This is a genomic window from Mesorhizobium sp. WSM3859 (assembly GCF_002295065.1).
Classification (GTDB): domain Bacteria; phylum Pseudomonadota; class Alphaproteobacteria; order Rhizobiales; family Rhizobiaceae; genus Mesorhizobium.
This window is the reverse complement of the sequence record NZ_NSGG01000001.1, coordinates 713,245-733,402: the sequence shown is the minus strand read 5'-3', so window position 1 is coordinate 733,402 and position 20,158 is coordinate 713,245. Positions and strand designations below refer to the sequence as shown.

At 64.4% G+C, this 20,158-nt stretch carries 20 protein-coding genes; 11 read left to right on the top strand and 9 right to left on the bottom strand.

What is annotated here, in order from left to right; all coding sequences use genetic code 11:
• Positions 1-13: 13 nt before the first annotated feature.
• From CK230_RS03470 to CK230_RS03460, 3 genes are read left to right on the top strand one after another with little or no spacing between them, the layout of a single operon-like run.
• The gene (locus CK230_RS03470) at positions 14-1,111 is read left to right on the top strand and encodes a fatty acid desaturase family protein (protein ID WP_176479992.1); all 1,098 of its coding nucleotides are present in this window, start codon (positions 14-16) and stop codon (positions 1,109-1,111) included.
• Between the two features lie 27 nt (positions 1,112-1,138).
• On the top strand, positions 1,139-1,453 hold the full coding sequence (locus CK230_RS03465; RefSeq protein WP_095815762.1) for a MocE family 2Fe-2S type ferredoxin: 315 nt from the start codon (positions 1,139-1,141) through the stop codon (positions 1,451-1,453).
• Positions 1,454-1,481: 28 nt separating this feature from the next.
• Positions 1,482-2,285 carry a 3-methyl-2-oxobutanoate hydroxymethyltransferase gene (locus CK230_RS03460; RefSeq protein ID WP_095815761.1) on the top strand — a complete coding sequence of 268 codons (804 nt, stop codon included), beginning with the start codon at positions 1,482-1,484 and terminating at the stop codon, positions 2,283-2,285.
• 127 nt (positions 2,286-2,412) lie between these two features.
• Here CK230_RS03460 and hutH read toward each other — a convergent pair whose 3' ends face one another.
• Together hutH and CK230_RS03450 are read right to left on the bottom strand one after the other, a co-directional pair.
• Complete coding sequence (gene hutH / locus CK230_RS03455; RefSeq protein WP_095815760.1) at positions 2,413-3,894, bottom strand: histidine ammonia-lyase; 1,482 nt, start codon at positions 3,892-3,894, stop codon at positions 2,413-2,415.
• Positions 3,891-4,892 (bottom strand): ornithine cyclodeaminase family protein, encoded by a 1,002-nt coding sequence (locus CK230_RS03450; RefSeq protein ID WP_095815759.1) that lies wholly within the window; start codon positions 4,890-4,892, stop codon positions 3,891-3,893. Before CK230_RS03450 ends, hutH begins: the two co-directional genes overlap by 4 nt.
• Positions 4,893-4,984: 92 nt before the next feature.
• Here CK230_RS03450 and CK230_RS32300 point away from each other — a divergent pair, with 92 nt between their 5' ends.
• From CK230_RS32300 to CK230_RS03410, 8 genes are all read left to right on the top strand, one after another.
• Positions 4,985-5,434: a hypothetical protein gene (locus CK230_RS32300; protein WP_141245976.1), complete on the top strand. Its 450-nt coding sequence runs from the start codon at positions 4,985-4,987 to the stop codon at positions 5,432-5,434.
• Positions 5,397-6,383 (top strand): ABC transporter permease, encoded by a 987-nt coding sequence (locus CK230_RS03440; protein WP_095815757.1) that lies wholly within the window; start codon positions 5,397-5,399, stop codon positions 6,381-6,383. Before CK230_RS32300 ends, CK230_RS03440 begins: the two co-directional genes overlap by 38 nt.
• Before the next feature lie 88 nt (positions 6,384-6,471).
• On the top strand, positions 6,472-7,497 hold the full coding sequence (locus CK230_RS03435) for a sugar ABC transporter substrate-binding protein (RefSeq protein ID WP_095815756.1): 1,026 nt from the start codon (positions 6,472-6,474) through the stop codon (positions 7,495-7,497).
• Between the two features lie 81 nt (positions 7,498-7,578).
• Positions 7,579-9,702, top strand: a complete 2,124-nt coding sequence (locus tag CK230_RS03430) for an SMP-30/gluconolactonase/LRE family protein (protein ID WP_095815755.1) — start codon at positions 7,579-7,581, stop codon at positions 9,700-9,702.
• A complete protein-coding gene (locus CK230_RS03425) occupies positions 9,699-10,754 on the top strand; it encodes a hypothetical protein (protein ID WP_095815754.1) in 1,056 nt (351 codons plus the stop codon). The genes CK230_RS03430 and CK230_RS03425 overlap by 4 nt, the downstream gene beginning before the upstream one ends.
• Positions 10,754-12,250 carry a sugar ABC transporter ATP-binding protein gene (locus tag CK230_RS03420; protein ID WP_095815753.1) on the top strand — a complete coding sequence of 499 codons (1,497 nt, stop codon included), beginning with the start codon at positions 10,754-10,756 and terminating at the stop codon, positions 12,248-12,250. The genes CK230_RS03425 and CK230_RS03420 overlap by 1 nt, the downstream gene beginning before the upstream one ends.
• Before the next feature lie 223 nt (positions 12,251-12,473).
• Positions 12,474-12,881, top strand: coding sequence for a carboxymuconolactone decarboxylase family protein (locus CK230_RS03415; protein ID WP_095815854.1), 408 nt, complete (start codon positions 12,474-12,476; stop codon positions 12,879-12,881).
• A gap of 126 nt (positions 12,882-13,007) precedes the next feature.
• Positions 13,008-13,265 (top strand): hypothetical protein, encoded by a 258-nt coding sequence (locus tag CK230_RS03410; RefSeq protein WP_141245975.1) that lies wholly within the window; start codon positions 13,008-13,010, stop codon positions 13,263-13,265.
• 31 nt (positions 13,266-13,296) lie between these two features.
• Here the strand turns inward: CK230_RS03410 and CK230_RS03405 are convergent, their stop codons facing one another.
• The 7 genes from CK230_RS03405 to CK230_RS03375 form a co-directional block, all read right to left on the bottom strand.
• Entirely contained in the window at positions 13,297-14,184 is an 888-nt protein-coding gene (locus tag CK230_RS03405) for an amidohydrolase (RefSeq protein ID WP_176479991.1), read from the bottom strand.
• On the bottom strand, positions 14,184-15,320 hold the full coding sequence (locus tag CK230_RS03400; protein WP_095815750.1) for a VWA domain-containing protein: 1,137 nt from the start codon (positions 15,318-15,320) through the stop codon (positions 14,184-14,186). The genes CK230_RS03405 and CK230_RS03400 overlap by 1 nt, the downstream gene beginning before the upstream one ends.
• Before the next feature lie 226 nt (positions 15,321-15,546).
• A complete protein-coding gene (locus CK230_RS03395) occupies positions 15,547-16,428 on the bottom strand; it encodes a MoxR family ATPase (protein ID WP_095815749.1) in 882 nt (293 codons plus the stop codon).
• A 7-nt stretch (positions 16,429-16,435) separates the two neighbouring features.
• Positions 16,436-17,440: a molybdopterin cofactor-binding domain-containing protein gene (locus CK230_RS33965; protein ID WP_095815748.1), complete on the bottom strand. Its 1,005-nt coding sequence runs from the start codon at positions 17,438-17,440 to the stop codon at positions 16,436-16,438.
• 1 nt (position 17,441) lies between these two features.
• The gene (locus tag CK230_RS33960) at positions 17,442-18,809 is read right to left on the bottom strand and encodes a xanthine dehydrogenase family protein molybdopterin-binding subunit (RefSeq protein ID WP_095815747.1); all 1,368 of its coding nucleotides are present in this window, start codon (positions 18,807-18,809) and stop codon (positions 17,442-17,444) included.
• A gap of 11 nt (positions 18,810-18,820) precedes the next feature.
• Positions 18,821-19,303 (bottom strand): (2Fe-2S)-binding protein, encoded by a 483-nt coding sequence (locus CK230_RS03380; protein WP_095815746.1) that lies wholly within the window; start codon positions 19,301-19,303, stop codon positions 18,821-18,823.
• Between the two features lie 58 nt (positions 19,304-19,361).
• Entirely contained in the window at positions 19,362-20,156 is a 795-nt protein-coding gene (locus tag CK230_RS03375; protein WP_095815745.1) for an FAD binding domain-containing protein, read from the bottom strand.
• Positions 20,157-20,158: the final 2 nt, after the last annotated feature.

The window sequence follows — 20,158 nt, the reverse complement described above, 5'->3', positions numbered from 1 at the left end:
TCGGGGAGGGATGATGACGGCGGCCTCCAGCACCAAGCGCGACTACAGCCTTGTCGGCGAAAGCACGCGAAGGGCGATCGAGACCGGGCTTGCCTCGGCCGAGTGGTATCACACGGATGTACCGCGCAAGACCATGAAGGAATTGATGCAGCGCTCGGACGGCCCGGCGATCCGCGACACCATCATCTGGATCGTCGCGATCCTGGGCTCGGCCGCCGGCATCGTCTGGTTCTGGGGCACATGGTGGGTGGTGCCGTTCCTGTTCGTCTATGGCGTGCTCTACGGCTCGTCGAGCGACTCGCGCTGGCACGAATGCGGCCATGGCACCGCCTTCCGCACGCGCTGGATGAACGACGTCGTCTATCACATCGCCTCGTTCATGCTGATGCGCAATCCGGTGCAGTGGCGCTGGAGCCATGCGCGCCACCACACCGATACCATCATCGTCGGCCGCGATGCCGAGATCGCGGTGATGCGACCGCCGGACCTCATCAAGGCGGCTTTGGCCTTCACCGGCATCCTCGACTTCCGCTATTCACTGCCGACGCTGGTGCGCCAGGCCTTCGGCACATTGTCGGACGATGAGAAGAGCTACATCCCGGAGATGGAGCAGCACAAAGCGGTGACCGCGGCGCGCTGGCACATGGTGATCGATGCCGCGACGATCGCTGTCGCGATCGCGCTTAGGTCATGGATACCGCTGGTGCTGGTCGGCCTGCCGCGCCTCTATGGCACCTGGCACATGGTGACGACAGGCCTCTTGCAGCATATCGGGCTCGCCGACAACGTCACCGACCATCGGCTCAACACGCGCACCGTCTATATGAACCCGATCAGCCGGTTCATCTACTGGAACATGAACTACCATGTGGAGCACCACATGTTCCCGATGGTGCCCTACCATGCGCTGCCGAAGCTGCATGAGCTGATCAAGCACGATCTGCCGGTGGCTAACCCATCGATATGGCACGCCTATCGCGAGGTCTGGCCGGTCCTGCTCAGGCAGCTGAAGTACGAGGATTTCTACCTCAAGCGCGAATTGCCGCCGACGGCCAAGCCCTATCGTGGCGAGTTCCACGATCTCGACATAACGGCCGCGGCCGCCGAATAGGCGCTGCGGCAAACCCGGAGATAGACGATGGCGGAGTGGGTCGAAGCATGCGCGGTCGACGACGTGGACAAGGAGGATGTGATCCGCTTCGACCATGGTGGCCGCAGCTTCGCGATCTACCGATCGCCGGACGATGACTTCTTCGCGACCGACGGCTTCTGCACGCATGAAATGGCGCATCTCGCGGACGGATTGGTGATGGACGACATCATCGAATGCCCCAAGCACAACGGCCGCTTCAACTACAAGACAGGCGAGGCCAAGGGCGCGCCGGTCTGCGTCAACCTCAAGACCTATCCGGTCCGGGTCGAGGCCGGTAAGGTGATGATCGATATCGGCTGAAAGCCGCCAGACAATACAGGATGTACCGATGAGCCGAAAGAGACCGACCGTTGCCGACCTGCGCGCCATGAAGGGTAAGCGGCAGCTCACCATGCTGCGTGTGCTGACGCTGGAGGAAGCCGAGGCCGCCGAGCGGGCAGGTGTGGATATCGTCTCGGTGCCGCCGGAGCTGGTGCTCAACCCGCAATATCGCGATGCCGCGCCCAGCCTCTTCACCATGCCGGGCGAGAATTTCTTCGAAATCGGCACCGCCGACGATTTCCTGCGCTGGTCGTTCCGGCTCTACAAGGCCGGTGCCGATGCCGTCTATTGCAGCGCCGGTTACGCCACGATCAAGCGCATGGCCGACGATGCCATTCCGGTGATCGGCCATGTCGGCCTCATTCCTTCCCGCGCGACCTGGACCGGCGGCTTCAAGGCCGTCGGCAAGACCGCGGACACCGCCATGCAGGTGTTCGAGGCGGTCAAGCAGCTGGAAGCTGCCGGCGCAATCGGCGCCGAGATCGAAGTGGTGCCGGTGGAGGTGGCAAAGGCGATCGCCGAGCGCACGTCGCTGATCATGCTGTCGATGGGCGCCGGCACGGGCTGCGACGCGCAATATCTGTTCGCCGAGGATATCCTCGGCGCCAATCGCGGTCACATGCCGCGCCACTCGAAGGTCTATCGCAACTTCGCCGCCGAATATGACCGGCTGCAGCAGGAGCGCATCGCGGCGTTTTCCGAATATGTCGCCGACGTCAACAGCGGCGCCTATCCGGAGGACAGGCACATCGTGCATATGGATCCGGACGAGCTCACCCTCTTCATGAGGAAGATGGACGCAAAGGTTTGAGCAGGCAGCGTTAAGGTATTGCGATACCAGAGCAATTCCAGGAAAAGTGTGAGCGGTTTTCTGTCCGGAATTGCGTTAAAACGAAGGAAGAGAGCGGTTCGCCGTTTCCTTGAAACGGTGAAACGCTCTAGGCCTGCCAGGTTCCGTCGGCGAGCGCGGCGTAGAGTGTGTTGGCGCTCGTCCCGAGCGGCCTGTCTTCCTTGAGTGTCGCGACATGGGTGCGGACCGCCGCATGGATCACCCCCGTCGCCGGGGCCAGCACCAGACCTTCGCGCAGGTCGACGGCCTGGGCCGCCGCCATCAGTTCCAAGGCGATCAGGCGCCGCCACAGCGTGATCATCTCGGCACATTTGGCGATGGCGAGCGGTGTCTGCGTGGCGTGATCCTCGACGCCCTCCGATACCGGCAGGAAGTCGAGCATCACTGGATTGGCCTTCTGGCGGATGCCGGCGAGGATCGCCGTGACGGTCTTCTGCAGCGGCACGAAGCCGGCTGATGCGCCGCCGATCGGCGACAGATATTTCGGCAGGCCGTGGCGGCTGGAGCCGGTGAGCTGGATGAAGCGGGCGGCGCATGCTGCCGCGCATTGAGCGATCGCGAGGCCAAGCGTTTCGAAGGCGAGCGCCAGCGACGCGGTATGGAAATTGCCGGTCGACAGCACGAGCGCGTCTTCTGCAAGCACCAGCGGGTTGTCGGCGGCCGCGTTCAGCTCGATTTCTACCGCCAGCCTGGCGTGATCGATCGCCTGGATCAGCGCTCCGTGAATCGAGGGCATGCAGCGGATCGAAAGCGGGTCCTGAATGGTAGTCGGCGCCGGTTCATGGTCGCGCGCGAGCAGCTCGCGCAGCGTCTTTGCGGCCAGAGCCTGGCATGCCGCAGGGCGGGCTACATGCAGGCGCGGGTCGAGAATGGTACGGTTTGCGCCGAGCGCCTCCATGGTGAGTGCGCCGGCCTGTTGCTGCTGTTCCATCGCCGACAGCGCGTCGACAAGCGCCAGCGCGCCGGCGCCAGCCGAGACCGCCGAGGCATTGATCAGCGACAGCCCGTCCTTTGGCGCCAGACTGACCGGCGCCAGACGCGCCATCATCAGCGCCTTGGCAGAAGGCATGCGACGGCTCTGGTAGTCGGCATCGCCCTCGCCGATCAGCGTATGCGCGATCGCCGTCATCATCACCAGGTCGCCGGCGCCGATCGAGCCCAGCGACGGCATGACCGGATGGACGCCGGCATTGAGGGCTTCGACGAGCGCCGTGAACACATGCGGCGAGAGACCGGAGCCGCCTGCCGCAAGCATGGCGATGCGGGCAAACATCACTGCTCGCACCGTCTGTATCGGCAAGCCTTCCCCGACGGCGGCGCCGCGTCCGTCGAGAAGCTGACGCTGGAAGGCGCCAACATCACCTTCCACCGCTGTGCCGAGATTGGCGCCAAGCCCGGTGTTCAGCCCATAGATCTGCTGGCCGCCGGCCGCGGCGGCATCCAGAACCTGGCGAGCCATGCCGAGCTTTTCCAGGACGGCAGGCGTAACCTCGACCTTGCAGGCGTTGCGCGCGGCGGCAACCACATCCTCGATGCTGACGCCGGCGCCGGTGAGAACGAGCGGGTTCATGCGAAGCGCAGCCTCTGGCCGATGCCGTTTTCGCCGGCCTTGGCGAGCATGGCCTTGCCGAGCGCAATGTCGGAGAGCGAGAGGCCGCGATGCCAGAACAGGATCGTCTCGCCATCGCTTTGGCGACCGGCTTTGAGACCGGCCGCGATCTGGCCGAGTTCGGCATGCAGCGTCGCCTCGCTCAGCCGGCCCGTCTCGACATGGGCGCGCAGCGAGCCGAACTTGCCGCCCTTGCACTGGCCCCAGTCGTCGACGACGATCTTCTGCATGATGTCGGTGAGCGACAGCTCGACGGCGCTCATCGTGCCGTAGGGCACGACCAGTGCGCCGCGCTTGATCCATTCGGTCTTGAGCAGCGGCTGCGGTTCCGGCAGCCGCGAGGCCTCGACGACGATGTCCGCGCCTTCGACGCAGCTTTTCCAGTCGGCCACGGCCAGGACCGGCTTGCCGAGATCGGCGGCCAGTTTCGCGGCAAAGCTGTCGCGGCTTTCGGGCCGGCGCGAATGGACGCGGATCTCGTCGAAGTCGAAAAAATGGTCGAGCAGCCGCACGTTCCAATAGGCGGTGCCGCGCGCGCCGATATGGGCAAGCACCTTGGACGACTTTTTCGCCAGATGCTTGGCGCCAATGGCGGTGACGGCGCCGGTGCGCATGTCGGTGATGACGGTGGCGTCGAGGATGGCGCGCGGCATGCCAGTGCGCGGATCGAAAAGATTGAGGATGCCGAATTCCGACGGCAGGCCGTGCATGTAGTTGTCGACATAGTCGCCGACGATCTTCACCCCGGCGGCGTCGAGCGGCGCCACATAGCCGCGAAGCACGTTGAAGTGGCCGTGGAAGGAGGGATCGGGCTCGAGATGGACACGCGGCTCGATAACGGTCTGGCCGTTGCCCTGCGCGACGAGCCCGGCTTCGACGGCGCCGATGATCTCGGCGTCGGTCATGGCAAGCGCTTCGATGTCGAGAGCATTGAGGTAGTCGATATAGATAGGCTTCATGCGTTTTCCTCGGCCACTCCCGGGGCTCATCCATATCAGGCCAAACCGGGACACGGAAGTTTGTTGGATAAGCTCTGGACTGGATCGGGCTTGTGCTGTTCAACCAGCGCGCCGTGGCCAGCATTCCCGGACAACGAGGTATCGTCCCAGCGTGCGCCGATATCGGCGCACGCTGCCGGCCAACGCCGGGGGCGAGGTTTCGGGCCATACGACGAACAATTGAGGTCGCGCCGGGCGCATTTCGCGGACTCAAATTGCGCCGGCCGCGGGGCCTTCGAACGGGCTCTTCCACCGGCCGCGCGATCTGGGCAACCGACTACCAAAAAGCTCAAGATTTTCCGTCTATTGCGCCAGTTGCGGCAATCGATGCGTCCACTCGGAAAATAGTCGGAGAGGCGCGGTTCTTGAACGCGGATTCATTTGACGAGCCGTTGTCGGGCCGATTAGCTTTCGTGCAGGATGACGGCCTGCAGGGCCTTGCCATCGGGGCGAAAGACAAAAGCGATGAACGCGATCGGCTGGCCGAACTGGAGGCGCCTTAATCAGGAAGGCATCGTCTTTGCCATCGCCATCCTGCTGTTTGCTGTCGCGGCCCTCGGCCTGCCCGGGTTCCTGACCGCCGACAATCTGGTAGCTATCGTCCGCTCGGTGTCGGTGCTGGGCATCCTGGCGCTCGGCATGGCCGTCGTCATCATAGGGCGCGGCATCGACCTGTCGGCGGTCGCGATCATGGCGATGTCGGTCGCCTGGTATCTGCAATTGCTCAACACCGGAACCTCGGACGGGCTCGCCTTCGCCTACGTGCTGGCCGGCGTTTTAGCCATCGGCCTGCTCAACGGCTTTCTGGTCGCCTATGCCGACGTGCCGGCGATCTTCGTCACTTTGGCGACCGGCTCCTTCGTCTTCGGCTATGTGCGCTCGCAACTGATCACGCAGGATGCCGTGCCGGTGCCGCAGGGCCATTGGGTGGAACTGCTCGGCGGCGTACGCTTCCTCGACATCCCGGTCGAGGTCTTCGTTTTTGCCGGGCTGGCGTTCCTGGTCTTCCTGTTCCTGCGCTACACCAAATGGGGCCGCTTCATCTATTTCGCCGGCGACAACCCGGTCGCTGCGCGAAACATCGGCATTCCGGTGCGCCCGATGCTGGTGCTGCGCTACGCGCTTTCGGCGGTGGTGGCGCTGATCGCCGGTCTGCTCACGGCGGCCAGCCTGCATTCGATCAACACGCGCGTCGTCAATTCGACGCTGCTCTACGACATCGTGCTGGTGGCGGTGATCGGCGGCATCGGGCTTTCGGGCGGGCGGGGAGGGGTGCGCAACGTGCTGGTGGGAGCGGCGCTGATCGGCATCCTGCTCAACGCCATGACCATCATCGACATTCCGCTGCTCTACCAGAACCTGATCAAGGCGGCGATCCTGCTCGGAGCCATCATCGTCGACGGCGTCATCAATCCGCGCGACGAGCAGACCGCGCAACAGGGCGATATTTAGGGCAGATGGGCCAGCCCATCTTGCTCTGAGGTACCCCGGAGCGATCGCGACGATCGCCCGGCAATGAAACCGAACCAGAGGGTGTGACATGAGACTACTCAGAACATTGATGGCCGCCGCCACGGCGCTCGCCGTGACCGCCTTCGCGGCGCCGAGCTTTGCCGCCGACGATCCAGGCCCGGCCGCCTATGCCAAAGCGCTCAACGGCAAGCGCGTCATGCTCGTGCCGCTGGCGATGGGCTTCGACCTGGCGCAGGGCTGGGCGCACTACCTGAAGAAGGAGGTCGAGGCCTGGGGCGGCACGTTCGAGACCCGCGATCCGAACTGGGTGGTCGATGCCGGCGCGCAGGCGATCACCGACGCCATCGCTTCCGACACCAGGCCGGATGTTCTGATCATCCACGCGCCCGACCTCAACTCCTATTCGAAGCTGATGAAGAAGGCACAAGCCGCCGGCACCTATGTACTGCTGGTCGACAATCCCGCCAACTTCCCGGCCGATGCGTTCGTCGGCAGCGACTGGGACAAGCTCGGCCAGCTCGAGGCCGAAGCAGCGATCAAGGGCTGCGGCGAGAATTCGTCCAAGAAGATCGGCCTGGTGCAGGGCGACCAGGCGAACTCGTCCAGCCTCTATCAGTATGCCGGTATCATGAAGGTGCTGGAGAAGCATCCCGACTTCCAGGTCGTCGCCAAGCCGGATTCCAATTGGGACGCGACAACCTCGCGCAACGTGACGACGACGATGCTGCAGCAGCACCCCGACATCTGCTCGATCATCGACTTCTGGGACGGCGACGCCACCGGCGCCTCGGCCGCGATCCGCGACGCCAAGCTCGACGGCAAGGTGTTTCTGGTCACCACCGGCGGCGGCGAGAAGACGGCCGATTGCGACAAGCTGAACGACGGCACCTACGGCGCCGTGGTGATGACCGACCTTGCCCGCCAGTCGGGCGACATGAACGCCATCATCAAATTCCTGCTGCAGAGCGGCCAGCCGGCTGGCACCTCGCATACCTATATCTACACGCTGGAGAAGGCGACGACGAAGGCCGACCTCAAGCCCGACAGCTGCTGGGACCTGAAGGCGCTGCAGGCGGAAGCCGCGGCGAAATAAGCTGCGCCGTCAAAAAGGCATCCACGAGGTGGTCGGATCATTCCGGCCACCTCTTTCCCGTTTTTAATGACAGTAGAGCCGATGACTTTTCGTGAACGCCTCCAGGCCTGGCGCTACAATCTCGTGCCTGACCATCTGGTCGGCGAGATCCTGACCAAGCGCTGGACCGACAATGCCATTCCATTCCTGGCGCTGGTGGCGACGCTCGGCGTGTTCGGCTCGATCATTCCTGGCTTCTTCAAGCTGACCTCGCTGCAGGAATCGACACGCCAGCTCGGGGAATTCTCGCTCGTCGTCATCGGCCTGACCGTGGTGATGCTGGGCGGCGGCATCGATCTTTCGGTCGGCTCGATCTTCGCGCTGTCCTGCTTTTCCGCCGTCTATGTCTTCTTCATCCTCGAGCAGTCGATCTGGCTGGCCCTAGCCGCGGCGCTCGCCACCGGGCTCGTCTTCGGCGCCATCAACGGCTACCTCGTCGGGTATCTGAGGCTGCGCGCCTTTCTCACCACGCTGGTCACCTTCATCTTCGGGCGGGCGCTGTTCGACATATTGGTCAGCACCTATGCCGCCGATGTGCAGCTCTCCCAAGCCTCGTCCGACGTGCTCGACTTCATCGGCGACGGCACGTTCTGGGGGCTCTCGGTGTCGGTCTGGCTGGCCATCATCCTTGCCGTCATCACGCATATCGCGCTGACGCGATCGCGACCGGGCTGGCATGTCCTGGCGGTGGGCGGCTCTCGCCGCTCGGCGCACAATGCCGGCATCCGCGTGCGCCGCACCGTGTTCATGACTTATGTCTTTTCCGGCTTCTGCTCATCGATCGGCGGGTTCCTCATCGCCTGCCGGTTGAGCGGGGCGGGCCCGGGCACCGGCCTCAATCTCGAGATTATGGCGCTGACGGCGGCGGTGGTCGGCGGCGTCAGCCTTGGCGGTGGGCGCGGCTCGGTGGTCAAGGGCCTGATGGGCGCCATCATCGTGCTTACCATGACCAACGGGTTGATCCGGCTGGGCTACGGCACCGGCACCAACCAGATGGTGCTCGGCATCCTGCTCGCGGTCGCCGTCACCATCGACATCCGCTGGCTGAAGAACCGCCACAAGGTGCTGAACGAGGTCTATGTCGCGCCGGTCTATCTCAAGATGGGTGAGACGCAATCGGCCGCGTCCGGCTCCGGCACGCCTTACGAACTCGACAACCGGCTGTCGGCGGCGGACCATATAGGGCTCGGCGAGCTGGAAGGTCCGGAGGACGTCATCCTCGACCGCGACGACCATCTTTACTGCGGCACGCGCCACGGCGAGATCGTTCGCTTCTTCGCGCCGGACTACAATCGCTCGGAAGTCTTTGCCCATATCGGCGGCTTTCCGCTGGGCCTGGCCTTCGACAAGCAAGGCAACCTGATCAGCTGCGTCGGCGCCATGGGGCTCTATTCAGTCTCGCCGGAGCGGGAGGTGAAGCGTCTGTCGGCAGAGACGGCGCGCTCCTGGACCTCGATCGTCGACGATGCGCGCCTGCGCGACCCGAACGATTGCGATATCGCGCCGGATGGGCGCATCTATTTTACCGACTCGACCAAGCGCTATGACGCGCATGACTGGGCGCTGGACTCGATCGAGAACCGCGCCACGGGCCGGCTGCTGGTCTATGATCCGAAGGACGGCTCGACGAAGACGCTGCTCGACGGCTATCGCTACACCAACGGCGTCTGCATGGCGCATGACGGCAAGTCGCTGTTCTTCGCCGAAAGCTGGGCCTGCCGTGTGCATCGCTACTGGCTGGAGGGGCCGAAGGCCGGCACCGCCGAATGCGTCATCCGCGACATGCCGGGCTATCCCGACAACATCAACCGCGCGTCCGACGGCAATTACTGGATGGCCTGGCTCGGCATGCGCACGCCGAGCTTCGACCTGTCGCTGCGCCATCCTGATATGCGCAAGCGCATGACGCGACGCCTGCCGCAGGATGAATGGCTGTTTCCCAACATCAACACCGGCGGGGTGGTGAAGTTCAACGAGAAGGGCGGTATCGTCGAGACGCTCGGCGATCTTTCCGGCAATGCACATCCGATGGTGACCTCGATGCGCGAGCATAAGGGCTATCTGTTCGTCGGCGGTATCCTCAACAACCGCATCGGGCGCTACAAGATTTCGGGCGCCGACCCGAACTGGACGAGCCCTGCTTCCTATTGGGGAGCGAAGGCATGATCCTCGATCCGATCCTGGATGTCTTTCGCGGCAAGGCGGTGACCATCCCGCCGCTAGACGGAGCCTTCCGCCCCAACACGCGGCTGGACGACGCGCCAGCCTTCGCCGAGTTGAGCGAACCGGACAATCTGCTGACGGCCGACGGCCGGCTGCTCGTCTCCAGCGGCAACGCTGTCCTTGCGGTTGCGGCCGGTTCCCAGCCCGTCGTGATCGAGACCTTTCAATCTCCCGTCACCGCGCTGGCGCTGTCGCCGGCGGGCGAACTGACTGTCGGGCTGGAAAGCGGCAAGCTGCTGATTGCCGGCAAGGAGGTTTCGCTGCCGGCCGAAATCCGCTGCATCACCGCGCTCGCCTATGCCGGTGACGGCACGCTGTGGCTGGCCAATGGTTCGGCACAGCACCTGCCGTCGCAATGGGCGACCGACCTGATGAAGAAGGGCGCGTCCGGTTCGCTGTGGCGGTGCGGGCCAGGGGGTATCGGTTTCCAGAGGATTGCCGGGGATATCGCCTTTCCCTATGGGCTCCATCCGATCGGCAGCGATGTGCTGGTCAGCGAAAGCTGGCGCCATCAGCTCGTCCGCTTCGATGGCACGACCGGCAACCGTTCTACGGTATTGACGCATCTGCCCGGCTATCCTGCGCGGCTGTCGCCGGCCGCCGACGGTGGCGCCTGGGTCACGCTCTTCGCGCCGCGCAACCGGCTGATCGAATTCGTGCTGCAGGAGAAGCGCTATCGCGAGGACATGATCGACCAGGTGCCGCCAGCCCACTGGATCGCGCCGGCGTTGGCCTCCAACCGCAGCTTCCTCGAGCCGCTGCAATGCGGCGGCATCCGCACCATGGGCATCCATAAGCCGTGGTCGCCCAGCCGCTCCTACGGCCTCGTCGTGAAGCTCGACCGAACCCTGCAGCCGCAGTTCAGCCTGCACAGCCGCGCCAACGGCACGCGCCACGGCATCTGCAGCGTGACCGAGCAGGACGGCCGCCTCTTCGTCGCCTCGAGGGGCGGCGACTGCGTGCTTGCGCTCGATGCGATCGCGGGAGGTTTTTGATGTACCCGATCGTGCGGCTGGAGAACGTCACCAAGACCTATCGCGGCGTGCCGGCGGTGAAGAACGTCACGTTCGATCTAAGGAAGGGCGAGATCCACGCGCTGCTTGGCGAGAACGGCGCCGGCAAGTCGACGCTGACCAAGATCATCGCCGGCGTCGTCGACGCGACCTCGGGCAAGATGTTCCACAAGGGCGTCGAGACCGCCTATGCCTCGCCACATACAGCACTCGAAGCCGGCATCGCCATGGTGTTCCAGGAGACCAGCTTGGTGCCGTCGATGACGGTGGCGCAGAATCTCTATCTCGGCACTGAGAGATTCCTCAACCGCTTGCGCGGCACTTACATCTCGGCGCAGCAATTCCTCCAGTCGCTGAATTTTCCGGTCGACCCGAACGCGATGGTGGCGACGCTGGGTGCGGCCAAGCGGCAGATGGTCGAGATCGCGCGCGCCGTCCACCACAATGCCGAGATCATCATCTTCGACGAGCCGACGGCGACGCTGACGCCGGAGGAAAAGCGCCATTTCTTCGCGCTGATCCGCAGGCTGAAGGCGCGGGGCGTGTCGATCGTCTTCATCAGCCATGCGCTGGAAGAGGCGCTGATGATCGCCGACCGGATCACCATCCTGCGCGACGGCGAACTGGTGATCACCGACGAGACGTCGGCCTTCGACCGCGACAGGATCGTCGCCGCCATGGTCGGCCGCTCGCTGTCGGGACAGATCTACCGCCAGCGCAACGAAGCGAAGCTGCGCAAGGCCGGCAAGAAAGTGCTCTCGGTGCAGGACATCTCGATGAGCAACATCGTGCGCAACAATTCCTTCTCGATCTTCGAAGGCCAGATCACCGGCGTGTTCGGGCTGATCGGCTCGGGCCGCACCGAGACCTTCAAGATCGTGTCTGGCATCTACAAGCGCGACTTTTTGCGCGGCGGCGCGATCGAGCTCGACGACAGGCCAGTGCGCTATCTGGTGCCGGCGGAGGCTGTCGCCGACGGCATCGTCTATGTCACCGAGGACCGCAAGAGCGAAGGCATTTTCGAGACGATGGGCATCGCCGAGAACCTGTTCGGCGGTCTGCTCGCCGCCGGCCGTGAAAGGGCCTGGGTGATCAACCAGCAGGAGATGCGCCAGCTCTCGGCCGAATGGACCAAGACGCTCAACATCAAGGCGATCAACGACAATGCCCGCGTGGTCGAGCTCTCCGGCGGCAACCAGCAGAAGGTGGTGATCGGCAAGGGGCTGGTGCAGCAGCCGCGCATCGTCATCCTCGACGAGCCGACGCGCGGCGTCGATGTCGGCGCCATCGCCGAGATCCACCAGATCATCAACCGGCTGGCCGACGAGGGGCTCGCTGTGGTCGTCATCTCGTCCTACCTGCCGGAGATCATGAACCTGTCGGATCGCATCCTTGTCTGCCGGCAGGGTCGCATCGTGGAAGAGTTCTCGCCGGCGGAGGCGACGGAGGAGAAGATCATGTACGCGGCGGTTCACTAAATTCAGGTGAGGCCGGCCTGCAAATGGCGGCTTCCTGCGCTTCCGGTGCTCACGTACTTCAGTACGCTCCGCTCAGGTTCTCGGAATCCGTCATTTTCGGCTCGGCCTGACCTGAATCTCGACGCCGGCGCTGGAAAAGTGAATCAGGCAAATGGATTGAGTTCAGCGGCTCAGAGTGTGATTCAATATGCTGATAAGACGATTCAAACGAAAGGACCGCACCATGGCCACCACAAAACTCCTCAGCGATGCCGAGGTCGATAGGATCCCGGCGGTGAAGGCCGTGTTCGACGATATTCGGGCGACGCGGAAGTCCGACTTCGTCAACAATTTCTGGCGCGGACTGGCCAACGATCCAGCAGCGCTGAAGCGGATCTGGGAGCAACTGAAGGCGGTGATGGTCACCGAGAGCGCCATCGATTCGCTGACCAAGGAAATGATCTATATCGCCGTTTCGACCGCCAATGGCTGTTCCTACTGCATCCACTCGCATACCGCCGCCGCGCGGGCCAAGGGCATGACCGACCCGCAGCATGGCGAGCTTGTGTCGATCATCGGGCTGGCCGGGCAGACGAACCATCTGGTGACAGCCATGCAGATACCGCTCGACCCGCAGTTCGAGGTGAAGTGATGGGCGGCTTAGCTGGATGTGCTATTTAAGAGCTACGTCTTCTGGCTAAAATTGTAAGCGTCGTCATCGTCGAGTTTTAGGAAATTGACCCTAAGCAGCTACGGGGAGAATGCTGGAAAGTCGATAATGCAGGCGATATTCAATAGAAACGTTCTTCTGGCGATGTTATTCACGGCTTTGACCGTTGTAGGTTTCTGGCTGTTGACGAAGCCGAAGAAGCCAGCGCAACTTCCGACCTTTAGCAGTAGCGTCGCGAAATCGCTCGATGACTTGATCGCACGTTACGGTGCCGAGGGTTTTCGCAAGAAGAATGAACAGGAATTTCTGGACGCCCTGGCGAACTTTCAGAAGAACGGACCTAAAGCGCCCGGCACGTCGCAATAGAGGCAGCTAGGTGTGATGCTCAGCAAAGCTTTCACACCGGCCGGTAAACTTTCTCCGCCGTGTTCCAGAAGATGTCCGCCTCCGCATTCGCACCGTGCCTAGCCACCGCCGCGCGGTGCGCCTTGATCAGCTCGGCATGGCTGGTCCAGAGCTTCTCGATCGGGAAGTTGGAGCCGAACATCAGCCGGTCGCTGCCGAGGATATCGATCGCGTTGTCGACGATGTAGGCGATGAGCTCCGGGTCGTTGCGGTGGACGAACGTACCTAGCCCGGACAGCTTGGCGTAGAAATTGGGCACTGCCGCCAGCGTTCGCAGGCCCGCCTTCCACGCCTCCGTGGTTTCGGGCTCCAAGCCGGTCAGCATGCCGGCATGGGTGAGGATGAAGTTGGTCTCAGGGTTTTCGCCGACGAGCGTCAGCCCGTCCTTCATCTGAGCGGGAAAAAGCTGCAGGTCGAAGGAGAGGCCATAATCCTTCAGCCGCGCCACGTTCTTCCGCACTTTCGGATCGATCACCTGGTCGGCCGATGCGGCGAAGCGGAAGGCGGGCGTCTCGTGCCAGTGCAACTGCATACGCACGCCGCGCAGCAATGAATATTTTTTCAGCCGGTCGATCTGCGGGCGGACGTCGTCGACCGTCATGTCGGCATAGCCGACGATGGCATGCGGCCAGCCGGTCTCGTCTGCGGTCTTCTGCAGCAAGGCGACCTCCTTCTCGAAATCCTCCTTGGCCCAGTTGGTCTGGACATAGACGGCCTTCTCGACGCCCGAGCCCTTCTGGTCCTCGAGGAATTCCGTGATCGGATAGTCGCGGCGGATCGGCTCGTAGGGGCCGAAGATGCGCGGCACCATCGGGCCGACCAGCCAGGGCTGGTCCTTCTGTCGCCAGATATGAAAATGCGCGTCGATGGCTTTCTGCATCACGATACCCTTTTCCAGATGGTCTCGGCAGCCGGGGCGGGGCGGGCGAGCGACAGGATGAAATCGGTGAGACTCCCGAGCGACGAGCCGTCGATGAGATCGTCGAGCACCGGCAGGATGGCGCGAAGTGCGGCCGTCGCCGGGCGAAAGCGCGGATCGCCGGCGAGCGGCGTTGCCAGCGACAGCCGGAAGGCGCGGGCGCTGAACCGCCGCATCGCGGTTTCGAGGTCGGAATGGTCGCCGCGCTCCAGGCCATCGGACAGGATGACGACGCAGGCGCCGCGCGCGAAGGCGGAAAAGCGTGGCACAGACAGGAAAGCGAGCAGCGTTGGGCCCATGCGGGTGCCGCCGTCCCAATCGTCGACGAGCGCCGCGGCGCGGGCGAGCGCCTGCTCGCGGTCGCGGATGCGCAGCGCGGAAGTGATGCGGGTGAGCCTGGTGCCGAAGGTGAAGACTTCGGCTCGGTCAGCGCCCTGCACTGCCGCATGCGCCAGCTTGAGGTAGTCGGCGGTATGCAGCTTCATCGAGCCGGAGACATCGATGAGCAGGAGCAACTTGCGCTGCACAAACTGCCGGCGGCGCAGCAGCGGCGCCGGAATATCGCCATCGGCGCTGACGATTTCGCTGAGCGAACGCCTGAGGTCGAGTATGCCGCGCGAGCGGGTGCGCATCGTGCGGAAGGAGCGGCGCGCGGGCAGGGCGGATGCGAGCTTGCGGCGGAACTGGCCGAGACCATTGGCGTCGCGCTGGAAACCGCGGCTGCTCAGTTGCTCGAGCGCCGAGGACAGCTCGCCGCCTTTCTCCTGGCGAATGGTTTGTCTTTCTTCCTCGCGGGTGCCGCGATCGTCCTTGACGCGGGTTTCGTCGTCCTCCTCGCCTTCGATCGAAGGCCTGGCGTCGCCGTAGAAATAGCTGCGGAAATGCGCTTCGAATTCGCCGCGGCGATCGGGCGAGGGGGCAAGCGTCGCAAGCGCCGCCTCACGGATGTCGTTCATCGAGCGGGGGCCTAGAAGTATCACTGCCTGCATGAAGCTGGTGACTTGTTCGGGGGCGACGGGGAAGGCGTGATCCCGGAGCAAACGGGCGAAGCCGAGGAAGGGTGCGGCGGCAGGGCTCAGGTTTTCCGGGCGCCTCATTCCTTCGCGCCCCCCTCTGTCCTGCCGGACATCTCCCCCACAAGGGGGGAGATTGGCAGCTTGGGCGCGTCGCTTATTCTCGCGACGTCGGCGATTGGCGAAAGCCGACGTGACAGGTGATCTCCCCCCTTGTGGGGGAGATGTCCGGCAGGACAGAGGGGGGCGCTGTCCCGCCGGCGTTGCGCATTAGCCCTGGAGTATCGCGCCAGCGTGTTGCGATTGCTCATCACGCCAACGCCTCCTCGACAATCCTCCCAAGCTCCGGCGCGATCGACGACAAATCCTCCTCGTCCTTGATCAGCACGCCGATGGCCCGGCGGAAGGCCTCCGGCCACGGACTGCCGCCCTTTTCGAGGATGGTGGCGGCATTCGCCCATTCGACTGCTTCGGCAATGCCCGGCGGCTTGGCCAGGGGACGTGCGCGGATCTGCTGCACGGCATTCGCCACCGCTTTTGCCGTCGCCTCGGCGACATCGCCCGCGCGCAGCATGATGATCTCGGCCTCGCGCCGAGCGTCGGGATAGCCGATCCAGTGATAGACGCAGCGCCGGCGCAATGCTTCGGCCAGCTCGCGCGTGCGGTTGGAGGTCAGGATGACGATGGGCTGCGTTGCCGCGCGGATGGTGCCGCGCTCCGGAATGCTGATCTGGAAGTCGGAGAGGAATTCGAGTAGCAGCGCCTCGAACTCGTGGTCCGAGCGGTCGATCTCGTCGACCAGCAGCACGCGCTCGACCGGCGCGCGCAGCACCTGCAGCAGCGGCCGGGCGATCAGGAAGCGGTCGTCATAAATGTCGATCTCGTGCTCGCCGGCATGGCGGATGGCGAGCAGCTGGCGCTGGTAGTTCCATTCGTAAAGCGCATGCCCCGCGTCGATGCCTTCATAGCATTGCAACCGCACCAGCTCGCGGCCGAGCAGGTCGGCGACCGCCTTGGCGGCCTCGGTCTTGCCGACGCCCGGCGCGCCCTCGAGGAGCAGCGGCTTGCCGAGCCGGATCGCCAGGAAGATCGCGGTGGCAAGACTGTCGTCAGCCAGATAGCGCGAGGCGGCAAGGCGTTCGGCTATCGCCCCCGGGGAAGCCGCGACCGCAACGGCGTCGGCGTTTGCCATCTTCCCCTCAGCCCGCGGCCTGCGCTTTCAGCGCGCGCAGGATGCGCTCGGGCGTGATCGGCAGCGTGTCGATGCGCACGCCGACCGCGTCGAAGACGGCATTGGCGACGGCCGGGATCTGCGGGTTGGCGCACATTTCGCCTGGACCCTTGGCGCCGAACGGTCCGTCGGCGGAAGGGCGCTCCAGCACGGTGATTTCGGTCTGCGCCAAATCTCCGGGGCCAGGCATCAGATACTGGTTGAAGTCGGTGCCGCCATGGTCGCGGTTTGGATAATAGGGCTCGGTCGTCTCGTAGAGCGCGTGGCTGATGCCCATCCAGGAGCCGCCGACCAGCTGCTGCTCGACCATCTTCGGGTTGAGCGCGCGGCCGATCTCGAAGACGTTCTTCACCGTCAGCACCGTCACTTCGCCGGTCTCGTCGTCGACCTCGACCTCGGCCACCGTGCAGGCATGGGCATAGCAGGTCGACGGCTTCATCGCGCCGGTCTCCTTCTCCGGATAGGAGCGTGGGATCAGGAACATGCCGCGGCCCGAGATCGAGCGGCCGCGCTTGAAATGCGCCGACAGCGCGACATCGAAGATCGAGATCGATTTCTGCGGCGCGCCCTTCACCTGGATGTTGCCCTGGCCGTCGGTCTCGAGGTCGGAGGCGTTCACCTCGAGTTCTTCGGCGGCCACTTCCAGCATCACCTGGCGGGCTTCCTTGGCGGCCTGGATGACGGCATTGCCGGCGCGGTGCGTGCCGCGCGAGGCGAAGGTGCCCATGCAGTGCGGGCCGGTGTCGGTGTCGGCGGTGTCGATGACGACGCGGTCGGTCGGCACGCCGATCGTCTCGGCGCAGATCTGCGCCATGATCTGCTTCATGCCCTGGCCGAGATCGACGCTGGAAAGCGTGACCATGAAATTGCCGGTCGGCGTCGAATGGACCAGCGCCTGAGTCGGATCGCCGCCGAGGTTCATGCCGGTCGGATAGTTGATCGCGGCGACGCCGCGTCCACGCCGGATCGCCATCTCAGGCTCCCTTCCTGTAGGAGGACATCGCCATGTATTTCTCCGCCACAGGCCAGTTGGCGGCGCGCGAGGCTTCCTGCATACATTCGATCAGCGCCGCACCTTCGGTCGGCTGGCGATGCGCCTTCATGTCGCCGTCGCGATAGGCGTTGATGAAGCGGAACTCGAGCGGGTCCATGCCGATCAGCCGCGCCAGCTTGTCCATCTGCACCTCCAGCGCGAAGTCGCCGATGGTGACGCCGAAGCCGCGCATGGCCGACGAGGGGGTGCGGTTGGTGTAGACGCAATAGGTGTCGATCCAGACATTCGGGATCGTGTAGGGCCCGGGATAATGCGCGGCGCCCTTCTGCGCGCCATAGGGAGAATGGCGCGAATAGGCGCCGGCGTCGGTGTAGCCGGTCACCTTGCGCGCGACGATGCGGCCATCCTTCATGGCGCCGTCCTTGATGACGACCTTCTCGGCCGCGCGCGGCGAGGAGATCTGCATCTCCTCTTCGCGGCTGTAGACGAAGGAGACCGGGCGTCCGGTGAGCTTGGCGCCGAGAATGGCGATCGGCTCGACGATGACGTCAACCTTGCCGCCAAAACCGCCGCCGACCGTGCCGCCGACGAAATGCAGTTTCGACCCCGGCATCTGCAGGATGATCGAGGCATTGTCGAGGGTGAAGAACATCGCCTGCGTGTTGGTGTAACAGGTGAAACGGTCGTTGCCCTCGGGCGCCACCACGCAGCCGGTCGTCTCGGTCGGCGCGTGCTCGATCGGCGAGGACTGATAGGATTGCTCGAGGATGTGGTCGGCCTGGGCAAAGCCCGCCTCGACATCGCCGAAGCGCACCTTACGGCACTCGCCGCTGTCATAGAGATAGTAGTTCTGGCCGTGATATTCGTTGACCAAAGGCGCGCCGGGCTTCAGCGCCTCCTCCATGTCGAAGACCGCGGGAAGCACCTCGTAATCGACCTTGACCTTGGCGGCAGCCTCCTGCGCGGCGCGCTCGGTCTCGGCCAGCACCGCCACCACGGCCTCGCCCTTCCAGCGCACCTTGCCGTCGGCGAGCACGGTCTCGTCCTCGGGACCGACCTGGATCAAGATCAGGATGGTGTAGACGTTGTGCGGCACGTCCCTGGCGGTCAGCACGCGCACGACGCCTGGATGCTTCTCGGCTTCAGACGTATCGATGGAGCGGATGCGAGCATGATGATGCGGGCTGCGCACCATCTTCAGATGCAGCATGCCTGGAAAGTTGCGGTCGGCGAAATAGGTGGTCTTGCCGGTGACATGTCCCGGCGAATCGAGGCGCGGCCGCGGCTGGCCAATCTCGTGTAGGCCGTCCTTGCGGACATCGGCGAAATAATCCTTGCGCAGTTCCATGGCTCGTTCCCTCAGGCGGCGTTCTGCGAGTTGGCACGGGCGGCCGTCAGCACTGCCTGGATGATCGGCTCATAGCCGGTGCAGCGGCAGATGTTGCCGGACAGCGCCTCGACCACATCGTCGCGGCTGGGATTCGGCGTGCGGTCGAGCAGCACTTTTGCCGCCATGATCATGCCCGGCGTGCAGAAGCCGCATTGCGTGGCGAAGGCATCGAGGAAGGCGCGCTGCAGCGGATGCAGCACGCCGCCTTCGGCGAGGCCTGCAGTGGTCTTGATGTCGGCGCCGTTGCAGGTCTCGGCCAGCGTGAGGCATGAGAGCCGCAGTTCGCCGTCGATGATGACCGAGCAGGCGCCGCAGGTGCCCTGGTGGCAGCCTCCCTTGGGGGAGGTGTCGCCGATCTTGTCGCGCAGCGCGTTGAGCAGCGTCGTGCCGCTTTCAATGAATTCGGCCTTTTCGGAGCCGTTGAGCGTGAATTGAACCGGGACCTTCGCCATCTTTCCTCCCTGCGCGCCTGCCCGGATGAACCGAACAGACGCGCGTCCCCACGAATGGTTAGCTCAGCAACAGTCGCCCGAGATGGACCGGCAGGACCTCGGCGCGATACCAGGCGCTGGCGATCGGGTCGGTGATTGGCGCAGTGCCTTGGGGCGCGGCGGCCAGCGCCGGCGCGATCTCCCGCGGCGTGAGCGTGCAGCCGAGCAGCGCCTTCTCCGCCGCGGTGGCGCGTATCGGCCGGTCGGCCATGCAACCCAGCGCGATGCGAGCCGAGGCCACCGTGTCGTCAGCGGCGAGTTCCAGAAGCGCGGCGATGCTCAGCACCGACACACCCTTCGGCTTGACGCGCGACACTTTCAGGAAACGGAAACTCTTCGCCATGGGTAATGCAAAGCCGACACCGGTGACGATGGCGCGGCTGGTGTCGCGGCCGGCCAGGAAGGCCTCGATCGGCGTCTCGCCGTCTTCGGTGACGACTGTCGCGTCCAGCGCCAGCAGCGCCACGGCGAAATCGCCGTAAGGGGCAGGGGCGAACAGATTGCCGCCGACGGTCGCCATGTTGCGGATCGCCGGCCCGCCGATGGCGCGCGCGGCCGGCGCGAGCGCGGCAAGCTCTGGATGACGGGCGATCGCAGCCATGGTGACCGAAGCGCCGAGCCGGGCCTTGCCGCTGGAAACCGCGATCCGTGACAGGCCAGGATCGGTGACGCGGACCAGGCTGGAGACGGAAACGTCGCCTTCATTGGCGGCGCGGACGACAAGCGTGCCGCCGCCGAGATATCGCGTGCCGGCGGCCCGCAAGGCGGCATTGGCGTCCTTCACGGTCGAAAAAGTCTGCAGCGCAAGCGACATGG